23 protein-coding genes are annotated in these 24,337 nt (G+C 52.2%); 22 read left to right on the top strand and 1 reads right to left on the bottom strand.

Translation table 11 applies throughout. The annotated features are described in order from the left end of the window. The first annotated feature begins 331 nt into the window (after positions 1–331). The 9 genes from EDM52_RS09650 to EDM52_RS09610 all read left to right on the top strand — a co-directional run bounded on the left by EDM52_RS09650 (position 332) and on the right by EDM52_RS09610 (position 11,894). Positions 332–1,513, top strand: coding sequence for an ROK family protein (locus EDM52_RS09650; RefSeq protein ID WP_122908785.1), 1,182 nt, complete (start codon positions 332–334; stop codon positions 1,511–1,513). A gap of 1 nt (position 1,514) precedes the next feature. Continuing rightward, on the top strand, positions 1,515–2,678 hold the full coding sequence (locus EDM52_RS09645; RefSeq protein WP_415783045.1) for an extracellular solute-binding protein: 1,164 nt from the start codon (positions 1,515–1,517) through the stop codon (positions 2,676–2,678). A gap of 103 nt (positions 2,679–2,781) precedes the next feature. Continuing rightward, positions 2,782–3,858 carry an ABC transporter ATP-binding protein gene (locus EDM52_RS09640; RefSeq protein ID WP_122908784.1) on the top strand — a complete coding sequence of 359 codons (1,077 nt, stop codon included), beginning with the start codon at positions 2,782–2,784 and terminating at the stop codon, positions 3,856–3,858. A gap of 12 nt (positions 3,859–3,870) precedes the next feature. After that, positions 3,871–5,604 carry an ABC transporter permease gene (locus tag EDM52_RS09635; RefSeq protein ID WP_122908783.1) on the top strand — a complete coding sequence of 578 codons (1,734 nt, stop codon included), beginning with the start codon at positions 3,871–3,873 and terminating at the stop codon, positions 5,602–5,604. A gap of 113 nt (positions 5,605–5,717) precedes the next feature. Further along, entirely contained in the window at positions 5,718–8,249 is a 2,532-nt protein-coding gene (locus tag EDM52_RS09630; protein WP_122908782.1) for an NEW3 domain-containing protein, read from the top strand. Positions 8,250–8,370: 121 nt separating this feature from the next. Continuing rightward, positions 8,371–9,882 carry an argininosuccinate lyase gene (gene argH, locus EDM52_RS09625; protein WP_122908781.1) on the top strand — a complete coding sequence of 504 codons (1,512 nt, stop codon included), beginning with the start codon at positions 8,371–8,373 and terminating at the stop codon, positions 9,880–9,882. After that, positions 9,879–10,868 (top strand): N-acetylglucosamine kinase, encoded by a 990-nt coding sequence (locus tag EDM52_RS09620; protein ID WP_122908780.1) that lies wholly within the window; start codon positions 9,879–9,881, stop codon positions 10,866–10,868. The genes argH and EDM52_RS09620 overlap by 4 nt, the downstream gene beginning before the upstream one ends. A gap of 21 nt (positions 10,869–10,889) precedes the next feature. After that, positions 10,890–11,636, top strand: coding sequence for a PIG-L deacetylase family protein (locus tag EDM52_RS09615; protein ID WP_122908779.1), 747 nt, complete (start codon positions 10,890–10,892; stop codon positions 11,634–11,636). Between the two features lie 12 nt (positions 11,637–11,648). After that, positions 11,649–11,894 carry a hypothetical protein gene (locus EDM52_RS09610; protein ID WP_122908778.1) on the top strand — a complete coding sequence of 82 codons (246 nt, stop codon included), beginning with the start codon at positions 11,649–11,651 and terminating at the stop codon, positions 11,892–11,894. Positions 11,895–11,951: 57 nt separating this feature from the next. Here the strand turns inward: EDM52_RS09610 and EDM52_RS09605 are convergent, their stop codons facing one another. After that, entirely contained in the window at positions 11,952–12,137 is a 186-nt protein-coding gene (locus EDM52_RS09605; RefSeq protein ID WP_122908777.1) for a hypothetical protein, read from the bottom strand. 190 nt (positions 12,138–12,327) lie between these two features. On the opposite strand from EDM52_RS09605, the gene EDM52_RS09600 reads away from it, so the two are divergent. The 13 genes from EDM52_RS09600 (at position 12,328) to EDM52_RS09540 (ending at position 24,316) form a co-directional block, all read left to right on the top strand. After that, positions 12,328–12,573 carry a stalk domain-containing protein gene (locus EDM52_RS09600; RefSeq protein WP_122908776.1) on the top strand — a complete coding sequence of 82 codons (246 nt, stop codon included), beginning with the start codon at positions 12,328–12,330 and terminating at the stop codon, positions 12,571–12,573. Positions 12,574–12,611: 38 nt separating this feature from the next. Then, positions 12,612–14,327, top strand: a complete 1,716-nt coding sequence (locus EDM52_RS09595; RefSeq protein WP_122908775.1) for an ABC transporter ATP-binding protein — start codon at positions 12,612–12,614, stop codon at positions 14,325–14,327. A gap of 45 nt (positions 14,328–14,372) precedes the next feature. Further along, positions 14,373–14,798 (top strand): SDR family oxidoreductase, encoded by a 426-nt coding sequence (locus EDM52_RS09590; RefSeq protein WP_183184954.1) that lies wholly within the window; start codon positions 14,373–14,375, stop codon positions 14,796–14,798. Between the two features lie 20 nt (positions 14,799–14,818). Further along, positions 14,819–15,526, top strand: a complete 708-nt coding sequence (locus EDM52_RS09585) for an aspartate/glutamate racemase family protein (protein WP_122908773.1) — start codon at positions 14,819–14,821, stop codon at positions 15,524–15,526. 60 nt (positions 15,527–15,586) lie between these two features. Further along, positions 15,587–16,654 carry a VOC family protein gene (locus EDM52_RS09580; protein ID WP_338068297.1) on the top strand — a complete coding sequence of 356 codons (1,068 nt, stop codon included), beginning with the start codon at positions 15,587–15,589 and terminating at the stop codon, positions 16,652–16,654. 2 nt (positions 16,655–16,656) lie between these two features. Further along, on the top strand, positions 16,657–17,724 hold the full coding sequence (locus tag EDM52_RS09575; protein ID WP_122908799.1) for an NAD(P)H-dependent flavin oxidoreductase: 1,068 nt from the start codon (positions 16,657–16,659) through the stop codon (positions 17,722–17,724). Positions 17,725–17,782: 58 nt separating this feature from the next. After that, on the top strand, positions 17,783–18,961 hold the full coding sequence (gene nagA / locus EDM52_RS09570; protein WP_122908771.1) for an N-acetylglucosamine-6-phosphate deacetylase: 1,179 nt from the start codon (positions 17,783–17,785) through the stop codon (positions 18,959–18,961). A gap of 97 nt (positions 18,962–19,058) precedes the next feature. Continuing rightward, complete coding sequence (locus EDM52_RS09565) at positions 19,059–19,367, top strand: hypothetical protein (protein WP_122908770.1); 309 nt, start codon at positions 19,059–19,061, stop codon at positions 19,365–19,367. 144 nt (positions 19,368–19,511) lie between these two features. Next, the gene (locus EDM52_RS09560; protein ID WP_122908769.1) at positions 19,512–20,522 is read left to right on the top strand and encodes a LacI family DNA-binding transcriptional regulator; all 1,011 of its coding nucleotides are present in this window, start codon (positions 19,512–19,514) and stop codon (positions 20,520–20,522) included. Positions 20,523–20,538: 16 nt separating this feature from the next. After that, a complete protein-coding gene (gene rbsK / locus EDM52_RS09555; RefSeq protein ID WP_122908768.1) occupies positions 20,539–21,456 on the top strand; it encodes a ribokinase in 918 nt (305 codons plus the stop codon). 12 nt (positions 21,457–21,468) lie between these two features. After that, entirely contained in the window at positions 21,469–21,864 is a 396-nt protein-coding gene (gene rbsD, locus EDM52_RS09550) for a D-ribose pyranase (RefSeq protein WP_122908767.1), read from the top strand. 30 nt (positions 21,865–21,894) lie between these two features. Next, complete coding sequence (locus tag EDM52_RS09545) at positions 21,895–23,400, top strand: sugar ABC transporter ATP-binding protein (protein ID WP_122908766.1); 1,506 nt, start codon at positions 21,895–21,897, stop codon at positions 23,398–23,400. After that, positions 23,390–24,316 (top strand): ABC transporter permease, encoded by a 927-nt coding sequence (locus EDM52_RS09540; RefSeq protein WP_276330103.1) that lies wholly within the window; start codon positions 23,390–23,392, stop codon positions 24,314–24,316. The genes EDM52_RS09545 and EDM52_RS09540 overlap by 11 nt, the downstream gene beginning before the upstream one ends. Positions 24,317–24,337 lie beyond the last annotated feature (21 nt).

The raw sequence follows: 24,337 nt of genomic DNA, 5'->3' as shown, positions 1-24,337 counted from the left end.
TTTGATGCAATGGATGATGGTGATCCGTCTGTGCCGCCTCAATTTGGTTGTGAGCATTGCGGTAATCCCATGTACCCTGAGTACTACAAAGGATTGCATGGATACGAGTACAAACTTTCGGATATCCTCTAACGCAAAAAGGCCCAGAGCTTCGCTCTGGGTTTTCTTATGTTGATTGAGCCTCTCCTCCACCACAGCACGGCCAAATATACACAGGAAAGGTGAAGTGAGGAATAGTTGTAAATAGTTTGACTATTCTGGTAGTGACAGGTATAATCTGGATAACTTTGTTAGTAAGTTTAACTAACAGTCTGGTGGTGAGCAAAAAGGCGTGCGTGTTCAAAGAAAGACCGGCAGCAGCAAACTGGTGAAAAAGCTGAACAAGGAAGAGGTATTGCAACAGGTGATCCAGCACGGTCAGATTTCCCGCGCCGACATTTCCAAGCAGACACAGCTGAGTCGTCCGTGTGTTTCCTCCTTGGTTGACGAGATGATCCAGGAAGGACTGCTTCAGGAGGTAGGGATGGGGGATTCCAGAGGCGGGCGCAAACCGATCCTGCTGGAGTACAACTACGATGCATACGTCATTGCAGGGGCGATTTTCGAGGGCTCCACACTGGATATGACCATCGCCAACCTCAAGGGAGAGTTTTTGGCACGTTGTCGAAAAAGGCTCGTACAACCAGCGAATGGGGAGCGAGTGATCGAGGATTTGGCTTCTGGACTCACCCGTTTGCTTGAGGAAAGCGGCATGTCGCATGACAGACTGCTCGGCATGGGTGTCGGCTTGCAGGGTGTGACCCAAAGAGGCAGCGGAACGGTCAGCTTTTCGCCCAGTACGGGTTGGATGGATTCGCCGATTCAGCAGGCACTGGAGGCACGCTTGGGAGTTCCGGTGATCATCGACAATGACGTAAACCTGATGACGCTCGGAGAATACGTTCGAGGAGTGGGGGTCGGCCATTCCCATGTCGTCTACATGTACGTAGGCACAGGAATAGGTGCAGGCGTCATTCTGGACGGTCAATTTTACCGAGGCAGCCGAGAAGCAGCAGGCGAGATCGGCTTTATGATGATCGGGCCGGAGAACAGCCGCAGCAATGGAGCATCAGGCGTTTTCGAGACGCATTATTCGGCATCCGGTATCTCGCAGCAGGCGAAGGGAGTCCTCTCTGACCTTCAGGAAGGGTCGAGTGTCATAGAAGAGCTTATCTGTCATGCCAGAAGCGGAAATGTTGCAGCAAGACGGTTGCTCGACGACGTCTACCGGCACTGGGCGTACGGAATCGCCAACATCGTCAGCATCTTAAACCCGGAGCTCTTAATCCTGAGTGGAGAGATGGTCCATATCGACGACGAAGGGGTGAAACAAATTCAGGAGTGGTTGACCGAATGGGTACCCACCGTGCCTTGTCTGAAAAAGGCGACACTCGGTGAACAGGCGGGCTTGATCGGAGCCGTGCACTGCGTTTTGGAAGCCTTTCCATCGACAAGACTGCTGGACAAAGCGTGAGATGAAAAAGGGGGAGTATGCATTGAAGAAGGTACAACGAAACATGAAAAAATGGATGCAGGGTTTGTTCGTCAGTTCATTGGCGCTGACAGTGGCCGCTTGTTCAAGTGGAGGTCAGCAGCCAGCACCAGCTGATTCCAATACAGGAGGCCAAAGCGGGAGCTCCGGGCAGGCTGCTACGCAACCGGCGGCACAGCCAGCTCCATCGAGTGAACCGCAAAAACTGGTTATTTACACGGGCCGGGATAAAAACATCTTTGAGCTGGTCCTGCCGAAATTCAACGAAAAGTACCCCAATATCGAGGTGGAAACGCTGGAGATGGGAGCTCAGCAAATCCTTGAGCGTGTCCGTGCCGAAAAAGCGAATCCACAGGCTGATTTCTGGTGGGGCGGAACACAATCTGCATTGAGTACGGCGGCAAATGAAGGACTGCTAGAAGCATACAAGCCGACTTTTGCCGACAAGATCCCTGATCTGTACAAGGACAAAGAATACCGCTGGATCGGTGAGATGCTGTTGCCAGAGGTCATCATGTACAACAAGGATGCGCTCAAGAAAGAGGAAGCGCCGCAAGACTGGGATGAGCTGCTTGATCCGAAATACAAAGACAAGATCGTCATCCGCAACGTCCTTCCTTCCGGTACGATGCGCACGATCTACTCTGCCATGATCTATCGTCAGGGTGCAGATACACCGGAAAAAGGCTATGACTGGCTGCTGAAACTGGATGCCAACACCAAGGAATACACGCAAGACCCGACCAACCTGTATCTCAAGCTGGACCGTCAGGAAGGCGTCATCTCCCTGTGGAACCTGCAGGACGTCCTGATTCAGGGACTGAAAAACAATCATCCATACGACTTCATCTATCCGAAGAGCGGGGCACCGATCCTGGTCGATGGAATCGCAATCGTCAAAGGCGCGAAAAACACAGAGGCAGCCAAGAATTTCATGGAGTTCCTGATGAGCCCAGAGATGGCTTCCGAGCTCGCAAAGGAACGCTTCCAGTTCCCGGCGCGCAGCGATATCAGCAAGGATCAGCTGCCTGAATTCATGCAAACTCTGGAGCTGAAGCCGCTGGATATCGATTGGGATGTTATGGCGGAGAAGGAAAAAGAATGGATGCAGCATTGGGATGAAAACATCAAGGGCAAAGGCAAATAGAACCGCAAAACAGTCAGGCTACAGGCGGGAAGGATCGTTCCTTTCCGTCTCGTCGCTTGTCTGGCCTGCTGCAACTTTCGTACGAAGGAGGAGACAAGATCGGATGAGCAGCGTAACACTTGATCATGTTCACAAAAGGTTTGGCACGGCAAAAGGGGTCGAAGATGTCCACATTCACATTGAGTCTGGCGAATTTTTCACGTTTCTCGGTCCCAGTGGTTGCGGAAAAACGACGACATTGCGGATGATAGCAGGTTTTTACTATCCCAGTGAAGGCAATATTCGCTTTGGCAGTCAGGATGTAACCGATTTGCCGCCACACAAGCGCAACACCGGAATGGTTTTTCAAAATTACGCGCTGTTCCCCCATATGACGGTGTTTGAAAATATTGCGTTTGGCTTGCAGGTTCGCAAAGTGTCCAAGACAGAGGCAAAAGAACGCGTGGAGCGAATCATGGGGCTAGTTCGACTGGAGGGCTACGGAGAGCGCAGGATCGATCAGCTTTCCGGCGGTCAACAGCAACGGGTTGCACTGGCACGGGCGCTGGTCATCGAGCCGCAGATTCTGCTGTTGGATGAGCCGCTGTCCAATCTGGATGCCAAGCTGCGTGAAGAAACGCGCTTTGAAATCAAACGCCTTCAGCTGGAGCTGGGCATCACTACCATCTACGTCACACACGATCAGGCTGAAGCGATGTCCATGTCGGACCGGATCATGGTCATGCAGGGGGGCGTCGTGCAACAGATCGGAACTCCCCATGACATTTACCATGCTCCTGTCAATCGTTTTGTCGCTTCCTTTATCGGAGAGACCAATCTCTGGACGGGAACCGTGGTAGCAGTTGAGGGAGATGAGGTGCAGGTCCGCACTTCCTCCGGACAGCTGCTGTGCGGATTGCGCAAAAATGCCTCACCGCTCTCCCGGATCGCCGTGGGGGAAAGCGTTCTGATGTCGATTCGTCCTGAGTCTATCCAGGAGAGTCTGGTGTCAGAGGGAGAAAATGTCGTGACTGGCACCGTGGAGATGGCCGAATTCACAGGGGCGTGCGTCAACTACGTGGCACAGGTAGGCTCAGAACCATTGCGCAGCATGTCGATCAATCTGGGTAGACCGATCAAACAGCGCGGCGCATCGATCGGGATGCACATACCCAAAGAGAGTATTTACTTTGCGGAATAAGGGGGAGAAGCGATGAGTACGCAGATGCAGCATGCGCCGGCACCAACACCAGCCAGACGAAAGTCGATCACCGCTTCACCTTATTTCGTCTATGTCTTGGTATCGCCGCTCTTTTTCATCCTACTGGCCTATGTGATCTACCCTCTTTATGAAACGTTTATCGCGAGTGTCAACGTGGACGAAGAGATTACCTGGAAAAACTACGCACGCTTTTTCAGCCTGGAGCACACGGCCAATCTGGAGGCTTTGTGGACCAGCATTTACATATCGATCCTCAGTGTCATCACCTGCGGAATCGTTGGCGTGACGATGGCTTTTTTGCTGGAGCGCTACGATTTTCCCGGAAGGAAAATTCTTTCAGTACTCGCCTTGGTGCCGATGGCCTTGCCGCCGCTGATTGGCGTATTGTCCTTCACCTTTCTTTACGGGGAGAGCGGGATCTTTCCGCGCGCCATCAAGGAACTTTTTGGACTGGCCCAGGTTCCGTTCTCGCTGAAAGGTTTTTGGGGTGTCGTGGTCGTCCATACTTTTACCATGTACACGTACTTTTTCATGACTGCCACTGCGGCGATCAAGGGGCTAGACCCCTCGCTGGAAGAAGCGGCAGCCAATCTCGGCGCCAATCGCTTTACCGTATGGCGTCGCGTGATCCTGCCGATGCTGACGCCGGCCATGATCGCATCCTCTCTATTGGTGTTCATGGTTTCGATGGCATCCTATACGGCACCGCTCATCTTCGGGATCGACCGGACAATGACGATGCAGATCTATCTGTCACGGACGAATGGAGATCTGGACATGGCCGCCACGCAATCGACGATCCTGTCCGTGGTCTCAGTCGCATTTTTGCTGATCATGCGCTGGTATCAGGGTGCTCGCAACTACCAGAACCTGAGCAAAGGCGTCAGCGTGCACCGGACCGAGATCAAAAGCAAGGCGGGTCGTACCATCACGATGGTCCTGTCGTTCATTGCTACGATTATTTTAATGCTGCCGATTCTCGTTCTGGTGCTCATCTCGTTTTCAGTGGATGGAACCTGGACGGTGCAAATCCTGCCGCCTCAGTACACATTAGAGCACTATATTGATCTGTTTACGGACAGCAAGACCTGGCGGCCGATTGCCAACAGCTTGCAGCTTTCAGCCGTCGCCGTGATTGGGATCGTGCTGTTCGGAGTAGCGGCAGCCTATGCGATGGTCCGATTGAACTTCAAGGGAAAAACGTTGATGGACGTTTTGATCATGCTGCCTTGGGCACTCCCTGGTACGGTCGTAGCGGTAAATTTGATCGCTGCATTTAGCGAGCCTACTGTTTTTAGCTTCAATCAAGTGCTGATCGGGACGTTCTGGATCATACCGCTGGCTTACTTCGTCCGCCATCTGCCACTTGTCTTTCGTTCAACCTCCGCTACCCTGATGCAGATGGACCCTTCGGTGGAAGAAGCAGCTCGCAACCTGGGGGCTTCATGGTGGTACAGCTTCCGACGCGTGGTGTTTCCGATGGCGTGGGGAGGCATCTTGGCCGGGACGTTGCTTGCCTTTGTCCAGTGTATCGGAGAGTTTGTCGCCTCGATCCTGATCTTTACACCGCGCACGATGCCATTGTCTGTAGCGGTTTATCAACGCATGTACAGCTTTGAGTTTGGCACAGCCTGCGCTTATGGCGTTTTGCAAATTGCCGTGATTATTATCGTTCTGTTCCTTTCGCGCAAGGTGGCTGGTGACAAGGTAAACACTGCCGTGTAAACCAACCAAAGTCTCCCGTATCTACAGTCAATCCTCGGCTGCAGCAGGAAGCGCACAGCATGAGCCTTGATTGAAATAGAGTTCAATTTCGAACAGGGAATGGAGGAACGTTCATGAGGAATGGGAAATTCACCAAGCTGTTCACGCTCACGACAGCCGTAGCGCTCGTCGGGAGTATGATCTGGCCTGCCGCACCACAGACCGCCCTTGCCGACAGAGGCGTGGTCGATCTGTGGAAGGCGATCAAACCGCTGACGACCATTGCGAGTGCGATGAATACCGGGGCTCATCCCGATGATGAGCACAGTGCGACACTGGCTTACTTGTCACTCGGCAAAGGCGTGGACACATCCAGTATCATCGCCAATCGCGGCGAAGGTGGACAAAACGAGATCGGCAGCGAGCTGGACAATGCGCTTGGCATCATCCGCACACGCGAGCTGCAAGAGGCTTCCAAGGTAACGAACGTTCATCTGGAAATGTTGAGCCAGCAAATCAACGACCCCATCTACGACTTCGGGTTCTCCAAAAGCCCGGACGAAACCCTGGAAAAATGGGGAGAGCAAGTGGCGTATGAAAGGCTGATTCGCACAATCCGTACGTTGCGTCCCGATGTAGTCATTCCCGCATTCCTGAACGAACCCTCTACACACGGCCACCATCGTGCCATCAATATCATCACAGTTCGAGCATTTTCCGATGCTGCCGATCCTGCTGTCTTTCCACAGCATGCGCGAGAAGGCATCACGCCCTGGCAGGTGAAAAAGCTTTATGTGCCAGCAAAGGAAGATTCCCATACCGTGCGCGTTCCGGTAGGGGATTACGACGAGCTGTACGGCGCTTCCTACCTGCAGTTGGGCGAGGAATCCCGATTCATGCACAAGAGCCAGGGCATGGGGCGCCACTATGATGAAGGACCGCGGTTCAACTATTACAAGCTGGAGCAAACGAGCGGAGTCACCAAAGAGAAGGAAACGGACTTTTTTGAAGGTATCGCCTTCACCTTTGACGATTTGGCGAGAGAGGTGACCGCTGAGCCAGGCGCGGGACAGATCGTAGCAGATCTGAAAAAACTGCAGCGGGATGCCGATGACGTCATTGCCGCTTTCCCTCGCTTTGCCGATGTTGCCAGAGAAGTGCACGAAATGCTGGGCGATGTGAACCAAACGAGTGCAAAGGTGCAGGCTTCCAAGCTGGATGAAGCTATGAAAATAGATTTGCTGCACCGTCTTGACGTCAAGAAAGCGCAGTTGAACAAAGCGAGTGCCGAGGCGCTATCCTTGGTGCTCAAGGTAAAACCGGAGACAACTGAGCTGGTGGCAGGGCAGTCGACGAAGTTTAGCGTGACAGCTTACAACGGCGGACAGGTGCCGGTGAATCAGGTAAATCTAAAGCTGAACCTGCCGCGGGGTTGGCAAGCCAAAGCCGTGACGGAGACAACATTCACACAGCTGGGCTACAACCAGACAGCGACAGCGACGTACGAGGTATCGGTTCCGGCTGACGCTGTTCTGTTCCAGCCTTACGCTGCACCTGCTGTGACGGCAGATGTCTCCTATGAATATGCCGGAGCGCAAGCGACCAGCAAAATCACACCAGCCGATACAGTAGCTCTATTGCCACCTTATGCCATGACACTAAGTCCCGAAGCGACCGTTCTGAATACGTTGAAACCAAAGGAACCGATTCCGGTCAAGGTAACTGTCAGAAATTACACGCCAGGGGCGGCCAAGACGAATATCTCCCTCAAGGTGCCTGCTGGCTGGAGTGTGGAGCCGAATGCAGCTTCGCTTGATTTTGCAGCCAAGGGCGAGACCCAGTCTGTTGCCTTTACGGTCACGGCTGGCGCTTCGGTCAAGCCGGATACCTATACCATTACGGCTGTTGCCAGTGGCAATGGAAAAGAAAGCCGACATGGTGCCCAGATCATCCGCTACCCGCACATCGGAACGACCTACTTTGTGAAGCCAGCGACTGTTGCGATCCAGGCCTTTGACCTTCAGGTACCGGAAGGCTTGAAGGTTGGGTACGTATCCAGCGGCTTTGACAACATTGACCAGTATCTGCGCCAGTTCGGGGTCGATGTGACCAATCTTACGGCCAAGGACATCGAATCCGCCAACCTCAGCGAGTACGATACCATCGTCCTAGGCATCCGGGCGTACGGCTTCCGTCCCGAGCTGTTGTCGAGCAATGACCGTCTGCTGAAATACGTGGAGAACGGCGGTAATCTCGTCGTGCAGTACCACAAGCCGGAAGACAAGTGGAAGCCGGAACTGGCTCCATATCCAATCAAGATCGGTACTCCGTTGATCCAATGGCGAGTCACGGATGAGAATTCTCCAGTGAACATGCTGGCTCCAGACCACCCCTTGTTCAACGTGCCAAACAAAATAACCGACGAAGACTGGAATCATTGGATACAGGACCGCTCCGCCTACAACCCTGCTGAATGGGGCAAGGAGTACACCGAACTGATCAGCAATGGTGATCCAGGTGAAAACGAATTTACAGGTACATTCCTTTCTGCCAACTACGGCAAGGGAACCTACACGTATAGCTCCATTGTCTGGTATCGCGAAATTCCGGCATTGGTGCCAGGCGCGATCCGGATGTTTGTCAACATGGTCAGTCTTCAGCAGTAAAAATCAAGAAATTCCTGCGAGAAAGCTGTAGCCATTTATGCCTCAAGGGAAGGGCGTCCGTCAATGGTCGCCCCTCCTCCTATACAAGCCGACATGAGCAGGAGAGGAGATGCGAATAGCAATGAATTACAAAGAGCGCATTTTTCAGCAAGAGGGAGCAGGCTTTCCTGGCAAAACGTATGTGGAAGCTGTGCTGGAGCCCGCCTTTAACGAGGCGAAAAACCATTTGCTTGGGCCGATGATGGCGATCAACAAAGCGCATCTGATCATGCTTCGCGAACAGGAACTGATCACAGACAATGAAGCGAAAAGGATTGCTTGTGCCCTGAACGGGCTAGAACTGGATGAGCTGCGCCGTGCAACGTACACAGGGCAGTTTGAAGATTTGTTCTTTCAGGTAGAGAGTCGCCTTTTAGAGTTGGCCCCGGATGTAGCAGGAAACCTGCATCTGGCTCGAAGCCGCAACGACATGGGGATCACGATCTACCGCATGGTGCTGCGGGAAAAGCTGCTGGTTACCCTATCTTCGGCCCTCTATCTGAAAGAACACCTGCTGTTGTTCGCTGAGGAACACGCGGAGACGATCATGATCGGGTATACCCATACGCAGCAAGCCCAACCGACTACACTGGCCCACTACATGATGGCGGCAACCGATATGCTTGGTCGGGACATCCAGCGATTGATTCATGCCTATCAAACCTGCAACCGCAGTCCGATGGGGGCGGCAGCCTTGACGACATCCGGATTTGCGATCAGCCGCGAACGGATGAAAGAATTACTCGGGTTTGAACAATTGGTGGAAAATTCCTACGATGCGGTGTGCGGAGCCGATTATCTCGGCGAGGTGGCTACTGCGGTGCAGCTCGCAGCGATCAACCTGGGACGGGTCGTCCAGGATATGCTGCAATGGTGTACGCAGGAGTTCGCGGTTCTAAAGGTGGCACCGCCCTACGTACAGATCAGCTCAATCATGCCGCAGAAGCGAAATCCCGTCTCCTTTGAACACATGCGCTCCCTATTATCCAGCAGTATCGGCAATGCCACGACAGTTCTGACGATGATGCACAATACACCGTTTGGCGACATCGTGGATACAGAGGATGACATGCAGCCCTACGCCTGGCGCAGCATGTCGGTTCTGGAGCAGATGTACAGACTCATGGCGTGTGTAGTCGGTACGATGGAAGTGAACAAGGAAGGACTGCTTGAGCGTGCCCAGGGCAGCTTTGCTACGGTCACAGAATTGGCTGATACGCTGGTACGAACAGATCGCCTTTCATTCCGCGGCTCGCATCACATCGTCAGCCGCGTCGTCAAGGAAGCGATGCAGGCGGGACTGCGAGCCGATCAGATCAGCCTCGAGCTGGTGAATCAGGCAGCCAAAGAAGTGATCGGCAAGTCTTTGCTTCTTACGGAGGAAGAGCTGCGCCTTGCGCTAGATCCTGTCCATTTTGTCCAGATTCGCAAATTGCCTGGAGGACCGAATGCGGATGAGATCAGACGAGTGATCACAGCGCGAAGAAACGAACTGCAGGCAGAAAGCGCGTGGCTTCAGCAGGCAAGACAGGCTTGTGCAGATGCGATGCAGCAATTGGATCAGATCACAGCCGAATGGAGTGTGGGGGGATGATAGCGGTGCGGATTCCTCTTCTTGCCGTAGATGGTGGGGGTACCAAATGCTTGGCGGTACTGATGGATCAATCCAGACAAGTGGTAGGTACTGGCCGATCAGGTTCATGCAATTATCAGGGGATCGGCGTGGAGGCAGCGGTTCGGGAATTGAAATCCGCCATCCAGCAAGCGCAGGAACAGGCTCTTGCCCAAGGTCAGGACGAAACTTCGACGGCTCCCGGCACTGTCTGGGAAGTAGAATGTGCCGTCATGGGAATTGCTGGTCTGGATACGGAATACGATCGCCAGGTGATCACCGGAATCGTACAAGAAGTGCTTGAGCAACTCTCGATAAACGTACAGCACCTCGTCGTGGAGAATGACGGCTTCGCCGCATTGCTGGGAGCGACGGGGGGCAAGCCGGGAGTTCTGGTGATCGCGGGCACAGGTTCCATCGCCTACGGAGTCAATGGAAAACAGGAAACCTCCCGATCAGGGGGGTGGGGTCATCGTGTAGGAGATGAAGGCAGCGGCTATTGGATCGGCAAACAGGCAATCATGGCCGTCCTGAAAGCAGCGGATGGAAGAGGGAAAAAGACGGCACTTACAGATCTGCTGCTCCCCTATGTAGGCTTGAATCAAGTCGATGAATTGTTTAATTGGACGTATAGCCAGCATTACTCGATCGAAAAGGTAGGCGAGCTGTCTGTGCTCGTCAGTCAGGCGGCAGATGCAGGTGATGAGGTGGCTATCGCCATTTTGCAAAGCGCGGGGGATGAGCTGTATCTGGCAGCCACGGCCGTCATCGATCAGTTGGGGATGAAAGAAGAGCGTTTCCAGATGATCCTGCAGGGGGGCGTCTTGCAAAATGACGAGCGTGTACGGAGCAGCATCATGGCAAAAATGAGCAGCTATGCGCCTGAAGTCGTGTATGAAGATGCACAGCATGATCCGATTTATGGGGTAATTGCACAAGGATGGGCGTACTTGGATCGCCAGCCTTGAATCGTGTGAGAGGTGTTAATCATGTCAGCATGTAAGAAGATTATGATGATTTTTCCTCATCCGGATGACGAGTCTTTTGCCTGCGGAGGGACGTTGGCCCTGTGTCGCGAGCGTGGTCAGGAAACCTGTCTAATCTGTGTAACATCTGGCTGCAGAGGGCGTTCAGGGACATACGACATCTCCTGCCGAGAGAAGCTTGCGCGACATCGTGAGCAGGAGCTGGGACGCGCAGCCGAAGTATTGGGAATCAGCAGGCTGGAGCTTTTTCGCTATCCAGACGGTTCACTTGCTACAGTAGATCGGCAAGAGCTGTCGGAGAAAATATTGCATGTCATACTCGACTGGAAACCAGGGGTGATCATTACGTTTCCTCCTGATGGCGTGACAGGGCATCCTGACCACATCGCTACCTGTCATGCCACGACGCTGGCGGTAGAACAAGCCGAGCGGACATTGGCCGCAGAGGAGTATCCTGATCTGTATTACGTGTCCATTCCCCATTACTATGATCATTGTTCGGATAAAGGACCGCAGCCTGCTGTTCCGATTACGGGCAAGGTGGACATTTCTGGTTTCCGCCTTCAAAAAGGGGAAGCGCTGCGCGCACATCTGAGTCAGGTCTATTCGGTCAATCGCGCGTATCCCGGCGTAATCGATGGGGATTTCGGGGTCATCGGCTGCTATGAGTACTATACACTCGTCCGCTCCAAAGGCCAACCCGTGAACCCGAAGAGAGGGAAGGAAGCCATTCCGCTGATCGAGTTTTAAGGAGGTGAATGGATGAGTCTGTTTGCTCGTTTTTTCTCCTCGCATAAATGCCTGATTTATACGGCAATGGGGAGTGAGGCGTATTTTCGTGTCGCATATCGCCTAAAAGCAGCAGGGGTGAGCTTTCGAACGCGAACGATTAGCGATTACGGAGGGCATAACAGAGAATTTTTTCCACTGACCGATCACATTCAGTACGATATTTACGTGAAAGCAGAAGATGAACACAAAGCACTTTCAGCGATTTTTGAAAGCTAAGCGCTGCACATACAAAAAGAAATGGCTGCCCGTGAAAAGGCAGCCGTTTACGTTTTATCAGATCAGTTCATTTCTGTTGATCTGCTCTCGGGAATCATGGAGCAATTGTTCCGTGTATACGTGATCATACTTTCCTGGAGGAAGCTTTGGTCTTTTTTTGGATCGTTGGGCAAACCAATCGTAGCCGACAGCAAAAATCAAAATGCCACCGATGACTGAGACGAGGAATACCCACATGGGCATGGTAAGCCCCCCTTTTTAAACCTTTTCTGACATATTATCATATGTGGAAAAATGTGTTAAGATGGTTTGGTTTATTGAAGTGGGAAGATTCCAAACCTTTGCGACCACATCGGGGAAATGAACGGTACAATTCGTCCGCATCAACCTGAACGATGTACGACTTGAATTTCGCCCCGATAAAGGTTTTCTTATGGCGTACAAGCCGCCTTGGGAATATGGATGGTGGCGCATCATCCGGGCTGTACGCTCATGGAAAAATGCTGACGTTGCCCGGCAGGGGGCTGAGCAGATGACTGCTGAAGGAATTACCACGAGGCTGCCTACGCGAATGATTGCAGGAAAACAAATGGTTTCGTTGCGTGCCATCGCTGAAGCACTGGGCATGCAGGTCGAATGGGACCCGCAGACGAGCAAGGCAAGAATCATAGACAAGTAAGGACGGCTGCGTCGAAACGAATGGGAGAGTGAATCAACATGCTGCGCCGCTTTTTTGCTTACTACAGACCGTACAAAGGACTTTTTCTACTGGATTTTTGTTGTGCGATTGTGGCCGGGCTGTTAGAGCTGGCTTTTCCTATTGCCGTCAGCAAATTTATCGATGAGCTGCTGCCGGGTCAGGATTGGCCGCTCATCGTGCTGGCCTGCCTGGCATTGCTCGCCATCTATGCGTTTAATACCGCACTGAATTATATCGTGACGTATTGGGGCCACATGCTTGGTGTAAACATCGAAACCGACATGCGGCGAAAGCTGTTTGCGCATATTCAGAAGCTGAGCTTTCGCTTCTTTGACAACAACAAGACCGGACATTTGATCGGGCGCATGACCAACGATCTGAACGATATCGGCGAGCTGGCCCACCACGGACCAGAGGATGTGTTCATCGCCGTCATGACCTTGATCGGCTCGTTCTCGCTCATGGCGTATATCAATTTGGAGCTGGCTTTGCTGACCTTCATCATCGTCCCCGTCATGGGCTGGCTGATCATCGTTTTTGGAGGACGCATGACCAAGACCTACAGAAGGCTGTTTGACAATATCGGAAACTTCAATGCACGAATCGAAGACAACGTAGGCGGCATCCGGGTCGTGCAATCCTTCGCCAACGAAGCCCACGAAGCGAAGCTGTTTGCTACCGACAACCAACAATTTCGTCACACCAAGCTGTTGGCGTACAAAATCATGGCGAAAAGCATGTCCGTCAGCTACATGATGATGCGCCTCATCACAGTCTTTGTCATGATCTGCGGCGCATGGTTCTTCATTCAGGGCAAATTGGAGATGGGAGAGTTCATGGCCTTCCTGCTCTTGTCCAATATCTTCTTCCGTCCGATTGAAAAGATCAATGCCGTCATTGAAAGCTACCCCAAAGGAATTGCCGGTTTCAAACGCTATCTGGAAATCATGGATACGGAGCCGGAGATCGCAGATGCCCCGTATGCGAAGGATGTGGATGCGGTAAAAGGTGAAATCCGATACGAGGGCGTTTCCTTCAGCTACGATGAAGGAAGAGACATCTTGAAGGGAATCAACCTGAGGATCTATGCAGGTGAGACGGTTGCATTCGTCGGGCCTTCTGGTGCAGGGAAGACGACAATCTGCAGTCTGCTGCCGCGGTTTTATGAAGTGACAGGAGGCAGAATTACCATCGACGGCATCGACATTCGCGATATGAAGCTGCAATCGCTGCGCAAGCACATCGGCATCGTCCAGCAGGATGTCTTCTTGTTCTCCGGAACGATTCGAGAAAACATCGCTTATGGCGATCTGAGCGCCAGCGAGGAGCAGATCTGGGAAGCCGCGAGACGAGCATCTTTGGAGGACATCATCCGCAGTTTGCCAAATGGCATGGATACGGTCATCGGTGAGCGCGGAGTCAAGCTTTCTGGCGGTCAGAAGCAGCGCTTGTCCATTGCCCGAATGTTTCTCAAGAACCCGCCGATTCTGATACTGGATGAGGCGACCTCTGCTCTGGATACCGAGACCGAAGCCCTCATTCAGCAGTCTCTCTCGGAGCTGTCGGAAGGACGTACGACACTTGTGATTGCTCACCGTCTGACCACGATCAAAAATGCTGACCGAATCATCGTTGTCAACAAGGAAGGAATTGCGGAGCAGGGCAACCATCAGGAGCTGATCACTTCCGGTGGCATCTACAGTAGACTCCATGAAGCGCAGTACTCGAGTTAAGGGATGGGATTCAGGCAGGATTTGCTTCCTATTCAGACGAAATTCATGCGCGAGCTGCATATAAATCATATTATCGTGCGTTTTGGGCCTGTTTATGGGAAAAACAGCAATGGACTGTGGGACAAGCGTACGTCAGCCATGATGCAGCAATTGGGGGAAGGCAAGGAAATGGTGCGGACTAGCAATCTGTATAAAAGCTTTATCCATGTAGAGGATTTGGCAGCGGCCTTGCACGAGTTGGTTGATAGCGAGTATACCGGGACGATCCATCTGGGCCCATCTGAAAAAGAAAGCTACTACTCGTTTCACTGGAAAATGGCAGGGATGCTAGGCTTGAATCAAGAACTGATAAAAGACAATCAACTTGCGCCCGACGAAGCGCGCAAGCTGGGAATACCTTTGGACACATCCCTGGATACCACGATAGCACGGCGAATGCTGACGCGTTCATTTCGTCAGACATCGAGATAAAACAGTCGGGAGGGAAAACAATGAAAACAATAGGATTGATCGGTGGCATGAGCTGGGAATCCTCGCAATTGTACTATCAACTGGTAAACCGTGCTGTCAGAGAAAAGCTGGGCGGACTGCACTCGGCCAAGTGTATTTTGTTTTCCGTTGATTTTGCCGAAATTGAAGTCATGCAGAAAGAGGGAAGATGGGACGAGGCTGGAGAGCGCATGGCGGAAGCTGCACGAAGCCTGGAGGCGGCAGGTGCCGACTTCATCGTGCTTTGCACCAACACCATGCATAAGCTGGCTTCCTTTATTCAGGGGGCGACTCCTCTTCCGTTTTTGCACATCGGGGATGCGACAGCTGCCGCTATCTTGAGAGATGGGCATCAGCGAGTCGGTCTTCTCGCCACCCGATTTACGATGGAGCAGGATTTTTATACAGGAAGGCTTCGTGACAAGCATGGACTGGAGGTCTTGCTGCCGAATGGACAGGAAAGACAGACAGTGCATGCGATTATTTATGACGAATTGTGCCTAGGAGTGATCAAGGAAGACTCCAAGCAAAAGTATGAAGCCATCATCCGCCGACTGGTCGATGAGGGAGCGCAAGCCATCATTCTCGGTTGTACGGAAATCGGACTTTTGATCTCGCAGGAGGATTGTCCTGTTCCAGTCTACGATTCGACGACGATTCATGCGGAGCTGGCTGTGGAAGCTGCTTTGACTGTTGAGAACGTGAGATAAGGTACGTCATCGCACCTGATTCATTCTCTAACTCTGCTATAATAGGATCAGTAGGTGGAAATGGGAGATGATGACATGATCGACAGTCTGGATCACTTGGTTCTCACGGTCCGAGATATCGAAGCTACCTGTCAATTCTACGAACGGGTCCTGGGCATGACATCGATCACGTTTGGTGAAAACAGAAAGGCTTTACTGTTCGGCAATCAAAAAATCAACCTTCATCAGGCAGGCAAGGAATGGGAGCCAAAAGCTCAGCATCCTGTACCAGGCTCGGCTGACCTGTGCTTGCTCTCCTCATGGCCGATGGAGAAGCTGCTCCAGCACCTAACGGCATGCGGAGTCGAAATCGTCGAAGGACCTGTACAGCGCACGGGAGCAAAAGCGCCGCTGCTCTCGATCTATCTGCGCGACCCGGATGAGAATCTCATCGAAATCGCAAATCAGCTGGATTCTTTTTCGGCAGGGAGTGGCGAGGCTACGGCAATTGCCCAGCTCTTCAAAGACCGCGAGCAAGGCATCATGGGAGAACAGCGCCTGGGCTTTTTCAGTGTCCTGCTACCCCTAGTAACGATGGACGATGGTCGTCTGGGTATTTTGTTTGAAAAACGGGCGAGTACGATGCGCAGACAAGCAGATGAGATATGCTTTCCGGGAGGGCGCAAGGAAGAGGATGACGAATCCAATTGGGCGACTGCCCGCAGGGAGACAAGTGAAGAGCTTGGTCTGCCGATGGAGCAGATTGAATATATAGGAGCTTTGGATATCTTGCTGGGACCAGGATCTTCCTGTGTCTATCCATTTGTCGGATATTTGAAACAGATCGAGGGGATGAAGCCCAATCCCGATGAAGTTGGAGAGGTGTTTATCATCCCGCTGGATACGTTCCGCTCCATGCAGCCAGCCAGACATCGGGTGACGATGTTCATGGAAGCAGAGAAGGATTTCCCGTTTCATCTGATTCCTGGCGGGAGACGCTCGCCGTGGCGTACAGGCCAGTTGGAGCATCTCTTTTACGAAATCGACGGACGAGTGATTTGGGGCATGACAGCTCGGGTGCTCGCCCATTTCATAGAACTGATTGAGGAGTACGAATTGCCGCATGAATGGGGGAAAAGAGTGGAATGAGCATGTGGTCGAACAGTGAACTGGCAAAGCGTTTGCACATACAATGGCCGATCATCCAGGCTGGCATGGCCGGAGGGACGACGACTCCTGAGTTGGTTGCTGCCGTCTCACAGGCCGGTGGACTAGGAACCCTGGGCGCGGCCTATATGAATGCCGAGCAGATACGCGCGGCCATTCGGGCCATTCGCGAACAGACGGACAAACCATTTGGTGTTAACCTGTTTATTCCCGAACCATTTGACGCCCATCAGAAGGTCGCCGAGTCGGTATCCCGTGTCATGAACGAAGTCCGCAGCCAATTGGACATTCCCCTGGATCCGGACGTGGCTAGCTTCACGGAACCGTTCGAGAAGCAGATGGCCATCGTTTTGGAAGAGCGTGTTCCTGTGTTCAGCTTCACCTTCGGCATGCTGGATCAGGCCTGGATGAAAAAGCTGAAGGAGCAGGGCGTGACCGTGATCGGAACAGCAACGACTGTGCGCGAAGCAGTGGCGCTGGAGGAGAGCGGAGTCGATATGCTGACTGCACAAGGAAGTGAAGCAGGCGGCCATCGCGGTTCCTTTTTGCCAGATGCTCCCAGTAATATGATCGGGACGATGGCGTTGGTGCCGCAGATCGTGGATCGGGTGAACATTCCAGTCATTGCGGCTGGAGGAATCATGGATGGTCGTGGAATCGCTGCTGCGTTTGCATTGGGAGCACAGGCCGTTCAACTGGGTACTGTCTTTTTGACCTGTACCGAGAGCGGTGCCCATTCGTTGCATAAGCGAGCAGTCCTCGAAGCCAGCGATGAGAGCGTAGTGATCACACGCGCTTTTTCTGGAAAAGCAGCGAGGGGCGTTTCGAACCATTTTATGAAACTGTTGGCCCCTTTGGAGAAGGAGCTCCCTTCTTATCCAGTCCAAAACGCGTTGACCCGCGACATTCGTGCCGCGGCGAGCAAGCAGCAGAAAAGCGAGTATTTGTCGATGTGGGCGGGGCAAGCAGCATCGCTGGCAAAGGCTTGCACGGCCAAAGAGCTAATCCAGCGATTGGTAGATGAGACAGAGCAGGTACGTCGTCGGTTGTAGGGAACAACATCCAGCTGAACGGAATAGATAGATGGGCAGCGAGAGGAAGGGTTGGAGAATGAACGTAAAATACGCGCTCAGGGGCAAGGTTGTAACAGACGGAAAAGAGTTCCTGGACGGTTTGGTACTTGTACATGGAAAAAGCATTCAATATGCAGGGACTGCTGACGACTACGTGGGAGAAATGCCGGATTCGATCATTGACGTGGCAGAAGGATGGATTTGTCCCGGCTTCATCGATATCCACATGCATGGAATAGCAGGTCACGATACGATGGATGCGACACCTGAGTCCCTGCAGGCCATCTCGAAGGCTTTGACGGGCTACGGGGTGACATCATTTTTGGCTACAACGATGACGGCTTCGTATGATCAGTTGGAGCGAGCTTTACAAAATATCGTCACGGTAAACGAAAAGGGACTGGACGGGGCAGAGGTCGTAGGCATTCATTTGGAAGGACCCTGGATCAATCCTCGCTACAAAGGTGCGCAAAATGAAAAGGATATTGCTGCGCCAAGCCTGGCAGAAGTCAGACATCTGTATGAAATCGCGCGCGGTCTGATCAAGGTTGTAACGATAGCACCGGAACAACCTGGTGCGTTGGAGGCGATTTCCTGGCTCAGAGATCAGGGAGTGATCGTCTCGGCTGGTCATACCGGGGCGAGCTTTGATCAGGCAAAGCAGGCCGTTGATGCAGGCGTCCGACATTTTACTCACTGCTTCAATGCCATGACTGGCCTCCATCATCGCGAACCGGGTGTAGTGGGGGCAGCGATGTTTCATGAACAGCTCAGCACCGAGCTGATCGCGGATGGTATTCATGTCCACCCTGCCGTGATGCGGATTCTGTACCGGATCAAGTCGGCGGAGCGGCTGGCGCTGATCAGTGACTCGATGCGCGCGGCTGCACTCGGAGCAGGCACGTATGACTTGGGCGGCCAGGAGGTGCATGTCAGTGACGGGGAAGCCAAGCTGGCAGATGGGACGCTGGCTGGCAGTATCTTGACACTGAATCAGGCCGTCGGCAATATGGTTGAGAAAAGCGGTGTTCCATTGGCAGAAGCGGTGCGGATGGCCTCGCAAACCCCGGCAAGCATCCTCGGCATCGATGGAAGAAAAGGACGTCTGGCTGCGGGGTACGATGCAGATGTAACTGTCCTGAATGACAGATTTGAGAGTACCCTGACTTTTGTGGCTGGGAAAGAAGTCTATCGTAGGTTCGAACAAGCAGAGTAAAAGGGAATCTTTTACTCTGCTTTTTTGAGGAAACATGAGCAAACTCACTATCTTTATAGGCTACTAGCAGCAGTAAACTACGTAGGAGAACGGTGAGTTGAGTTTAAACTTTGAACGACCACTCAAGCTGAGTCTTTGGGATTCCATCCGAAGCGGAGGGAAAAAAGAGAACCTGCCTTTAGCGTCCACCTATGAGATGCAACCTGAATCGGCTGCTTTGGACGCGGGTTTCCCTTTTTTCCCGGAGCTGGGCAGGAATGTCCCCCAGCGGGAATTTCAAGAACTTGGAGCATTTTCTTCTTTTTTTCTCCTACACAAAAGCACGGTCGATAACGTTTTTCTTTTAACCAACAAGGAAGAATATTCCGGTATAAACTGTCATAAGGTCTACTATACATTCTTCTAGAATTTTGGGTTGACAAGAAAATGGATTCAGGAGTATATTAATGACACAAATATGAAACCGGTTACAGATAATTAAATTAGCTAATTATCTTATTTTTTTAATTTATATGTAACCGGTTACACAATATTATTCGGAGATATGATCATGGCAACGATTCGCGATGTCGCCAAATTGGCGGGAGTATCCGTAGCAACAGTCTCGCGGGTGCTCAATAAAAACAGCTACGTAAACAAGGACACCGAACAAAAGGTGGTAAAGGCGATTGAGCAGCTCCAGTACGAGCCCAATACGGTTGCAAGAGGATTGGCTGGGAAAGAGACGGGAACAATAGCGTTGATCTTGCCCGATATTTCCAACCCCTTTTTTCCCGTTATCGCCAGGGGAGTGGAGGACGTTGCCCAAAGGCACGGTTACACGGTGATATTGTGCAATTCGGACGATCATGGGCAGAAGGAAAAAGGCTATATCGAGATGCTGCGAAAAAAGTACGTCGATGGCATGATCTTCGCTTCCAGTACGTTGAGCGAAGAGGATGTAGAGCAAATGCGGAAAAACAAGATTCCCTTAGTCGTACTGGACCGTGCGCTGACGAGCCAATCCTACAGTGTCATTCGCGCACGCAACTACGAGGGAGCAAAGCTGGCTGTCCGCCATCTGCTGGATATCGGCTGCAAGAAAATCGCTCATCTGTACGGACCACAAGAGATGATTACAGCAAAGGAACGGCTGCAAGGATATGAAGATTCCGTGAAGCATGCTCCCTGGTATACGCCCAGCTTGATGCTGCCTGGTCACTTTCATATGGATGGTGGCCTTCGGGCAGTCAAGGATTTGATGGAAAAGCATTCTGATATAGATGGTATTTTTTGTGGAAATGACCTCATGGCTGTCGGTGCGCTGAAGGGCTTGCACCAATTGGGAATTCGAGTTCCGGATGATGTGGCCTTGATCGGTTTTGACGGCATTAGTCTGACAGAAATCACGCAGCCGGAGCTGTCTACCATTGCCCAGCCAAACTATGACATGGGTAAGCTGGCAGCAGAGGTGTTGTTTGAAGCCATTCAGTCAGGAGTCGTACAGCCCAAGCTGTATGAGCTGGAGGTTACGCTCATCGAGCGAGATTCGACTGCACGCAAGCCAACAGACAGGCCATAGAGAAAGGGAGAGAAGCATGAGTCAAAAGCCGCACATTGCCATCATTGGCAGCTTGAACATGGATATCGTGGTAGAAGCAGATCGTCCGCCTATGCTCGGAGAAACCGTCATGGGCAAGCAGGTTCATTTTATCCCCGGTGGAAAAGGAGCCAATCAGGCTGTTGCCTCTGCACGACTTGGAGCGAAGACAACGATGATCGGCGCTGTTGGAAACGATGCCTTTGGTCAAGAGCTGATTCTAGCCATGCGTCATGAAGGGATTGATACAGAGGCAGTAAAGACGGTGAGCGATAGCCCTACGGGAGTGGCATCGATTGTTTTGGCGCAAGGAGACAACCAGATCATCGTCGTGGCAGGAGCCAATGAGGCTTGTTTGCCGCAGGACCTGACTACCCAGGAAGATCGGATAGCCGACGCTGATCTGGTGCTTTTGCAGCTGGAAATTCCGCTGGAGACGGTCGTTTCTGCAGCCAAGACAGCGAAGCGCTTGGGCAAAACCGTCGTTCTGAACCCTGCACCTGCCCGACCCTTGCCAGACGAACTGCTGCAAAACGTCGATGTACTGATTCCGAACGAATCGGAGCTGTTCTTGCTAGCGGGAGTAGAGGCGGGGCACGATATAGAGTCTGCCATGCGTTCCCTACTGAACAAAGGGGTCCAAACCGTCGTCACGACCTTGGGAGCCAAAGGAGCAGCCTATCTGTCAGAGTCGGATGGAGCCGGATTTGTTCCCAGCCATTCGGTACAGGTCGTGGATACGACTGGGGCAGGAGATTCCTTCAACGCGGGCTTTTCCTATGCGTATGCGACAGGCTGCAGTGTTGCAGATTCCGTCGCTTTTGCCACCAAAGTAGCGGCGCTGGCTGTCACCAGATTGGGTGCACAAGCAGGTATGCCTACCCTGACACAGGTCGAGGAGTTCAACAGAGAATAAGGGGTTGTCGATATGAAGAAATTGGGCATTTTAAACAGTGAACTATCAGCAGTTATCAGCCAACTCGGGCACACAGACCAGATCGTCATCTGTGACGCAGGTCTGCCCATTCCCGATTTTGTGACACGCATCGACCTGGCAGTTGTACCGGGGCTCCCCTCCTTTGCTGATGTTGTGGAGGCCGTATTGCTGGAAATGCAGGTGGAAAAAGCGATTGTCGCGGATGAACTGGCTGTGGCTCAACCGCCATTGCTCGATCAGCTGAAAGAAACACTGCCGGATGTCCAATGGGAATCGGTCAGTCACGAATCCTTCAAGGATCTGACCAAAAAGGCAAAAGCGATTATCCGCACAGGGGAATGTAGCCCATACGCCAATGTGATCCTGCAATCCGGTGTTACATTTTAACTGGATCTAAGGAGAAGGGAGGGAGAATACATGTCGGGTTATTTGTTGGAGATGAAGAACATCAGCAAGTCTTTTCCGGGAGTCAAGGTGCTGGACAATGTCCAACTGAATCTGAACAGTGGCGAGCTGGTGGCCCTTATGGGGGAGAATGGCGCTGGGAAATCCACGCTGATGAAAATCCTCGGGGGCATTTACGAGCGGGATTCGGGGACGATCATCGTCAAGGGAACCGAGCAGGAAAAAATGACGCCGGATATTGCCAGCAGTCTGGGAATCGGGATCATTCACCAGGAGCTCAATCTCATCTCGCATTTGTCCGTCATGGAAAATATTTTCCTGGGGCGTGAGTTTACCTACGGAATCACGGGGTTTGTCAATTGGAACAAGATGAGAGAGGAAGCCAAGCACTGGCTGGATCAGCTGGATATCAAGCTTTCGCCGGATACGTTGGTTGGAGATTTGTCTGTTGGCCAGCAGCAGATGATTGAAATCGCGAAGGCCTTGTCCATGCAAGCCGACATTCTCGTCCTGGACGAACCGACAGCAGCACTAACCAACCGAGAAATTGAAGCCTTGTTTCAGGTGATCAATTCCCTGAAGAAAAAAGGCGTGGGCATGATCTACATCTCGCACCGGATGGAAGAGATTTTTCAGGTAAGCGACCGGATTACGGTACTGCGAGACGGTCAATACGTAGGGACAGTCGAGACCCCACAGACGAACATGGATGAGCTGGTGAAAATGATGGTTGGTCGCGAGATTACAGATCGCTTTCCCAAAGAGCAGATTGAATGGGGAGATGTACGTCTGCGCGTGGAGAATCTCAGTGTCAAAGGAAAGCTGGAGAAGGTCAGCTTTTCTGTCCGTAGCGGAGAGATTGTAGGAGTGGCAGGACTGATGGGTGCTGGAAGGACCGAGATGGCCAAAGCCATTTTTGGTTTGGAGCATGTGCATGAAGGCCAGATTTTCGTGGATCATCAGCCTGTGCGCATCACGCGTCCCATCGAAGCGATACGCGCTGGGATTGCCCTGGTCACGGAGGACCGTAAAGAGGAAGGCCTGGTTCTGTCGCTTCCGGTACGGGAGAACATCTCATTGCCCAATCTGGAAAAAGTCTCGTCCTTTGGCGTCATGAAGCCGAAGCAGGAGCTGGACTTGAGCAACGATGCCATCAAGCGGCTGTTTATCAAGACGGCAGGCGGCGAGCAGATCGTCGGATCTCTCTCGGGCGGCAACCAGCAAAAAGTCGTTATCGGCAAATGGCTGGCGACCGAGCCGAAGATCCTGATTCTGGATGAACCGACACGTGGTGTGGATATTGGCGCGAAGAAAGAAATATACGATATCATGAACCGCCTCGCCCAAGCTGGGGTAGCCATCCTGATGATCTCATCGGAGCTGCCAGAGGTCCTTGGAATGAGCGATCGGATCCTGGTCATGCATGAAGGGCGCATCACTGGCGAATTTAGCCGAGAAGAGGCAACACAAGAACGAATCATGCATGCCGCAACGGGAGGGAAGAGCCATGCCGTTTAACTTTTTGAAAAAAATGGGTCCCCTTTTGGGGCTGGCCTTGATCATCATTGTCCTATCCGTGATTACCACCGACTTTCTTACGGTGAGCAATATCTTCAACGTTTTGCGTCAGATTTCGATCAATGCCCTGATCGCGTTTGGGATGACGTTTGTCATTCTTACAGGTGGAATTGACCTGTCTGTCGGCTCCATTCTGGCACTCTCCAGCGCACTTACAGCTGGTCTGATGGCAGGTGGAATGGATACGACGCTTGCCGTACTGATCGGTCTATTGGCTGGGGCAGCGATGGGGGCAATCAACGGGGTGATCATCTCCAAAGGGAAAGTAGCTCCGTTTATTGCGACATTGGCTACGATGACGATTTTTCGCGGTTTGACTTTGGTCTATACAGAAGGAAGGCCGATCACCGGTCTCAATCCTGATTTTGCCTTGTTGGGAAAAGGATTTTTCCTGGAAATCCCGATGCCTGTCATCTGGATGCTGATTTCCTTTGCCATCCTCTATTTTATTCTTCGTCATACTACGTTTGGACGCCATGTGTACGCACTTGGCAGCAATGAAGAAGCGACCAGACTGTCTGGAATCAGTACGACGAAGGTAAAAGTAAAGGTCTATGCGATCAGCGGACTATTCGCTGCAATCAGTGGGATCATTCTCACGTCCCGCCTCAATTCGGCACAGCCGACAGCTGGTACATCCTATGAGCTGGATGCCATTGCTGCGGTCGTGTTGGGCGGAACCAGCTTGTCTGGGGGCAATGGGTGGATCGTCGGAACCTTGATCGGTGCGATGATCATCGGTGTGTTAGATAACGGTCTCAATCTGCTGAACGTCTCTTCCTTCTACCAGTCGGTAGTCAAAGGGGCAGTCATTCTCTTGGCAGTATTGCTCGACCGATCTAAATCAAAGAAATAAATAGCATGTTAAGCAGGAGGG

The organism is Brevibacillus invocatus (genome assembly GCF_003710915.1).
In the GTDB taxonomy this organism is placed as follows: Bacteria; Bacillota; Bacilli; order Brevibacillales; family Brevibacillaceae; genus Brevibacillus; species Brevibacillus invocatus.
Note: the sequence above shows the minus strand (reverse complement) of the source record. Positions and strands in the feature narration are given on the sequence as shown.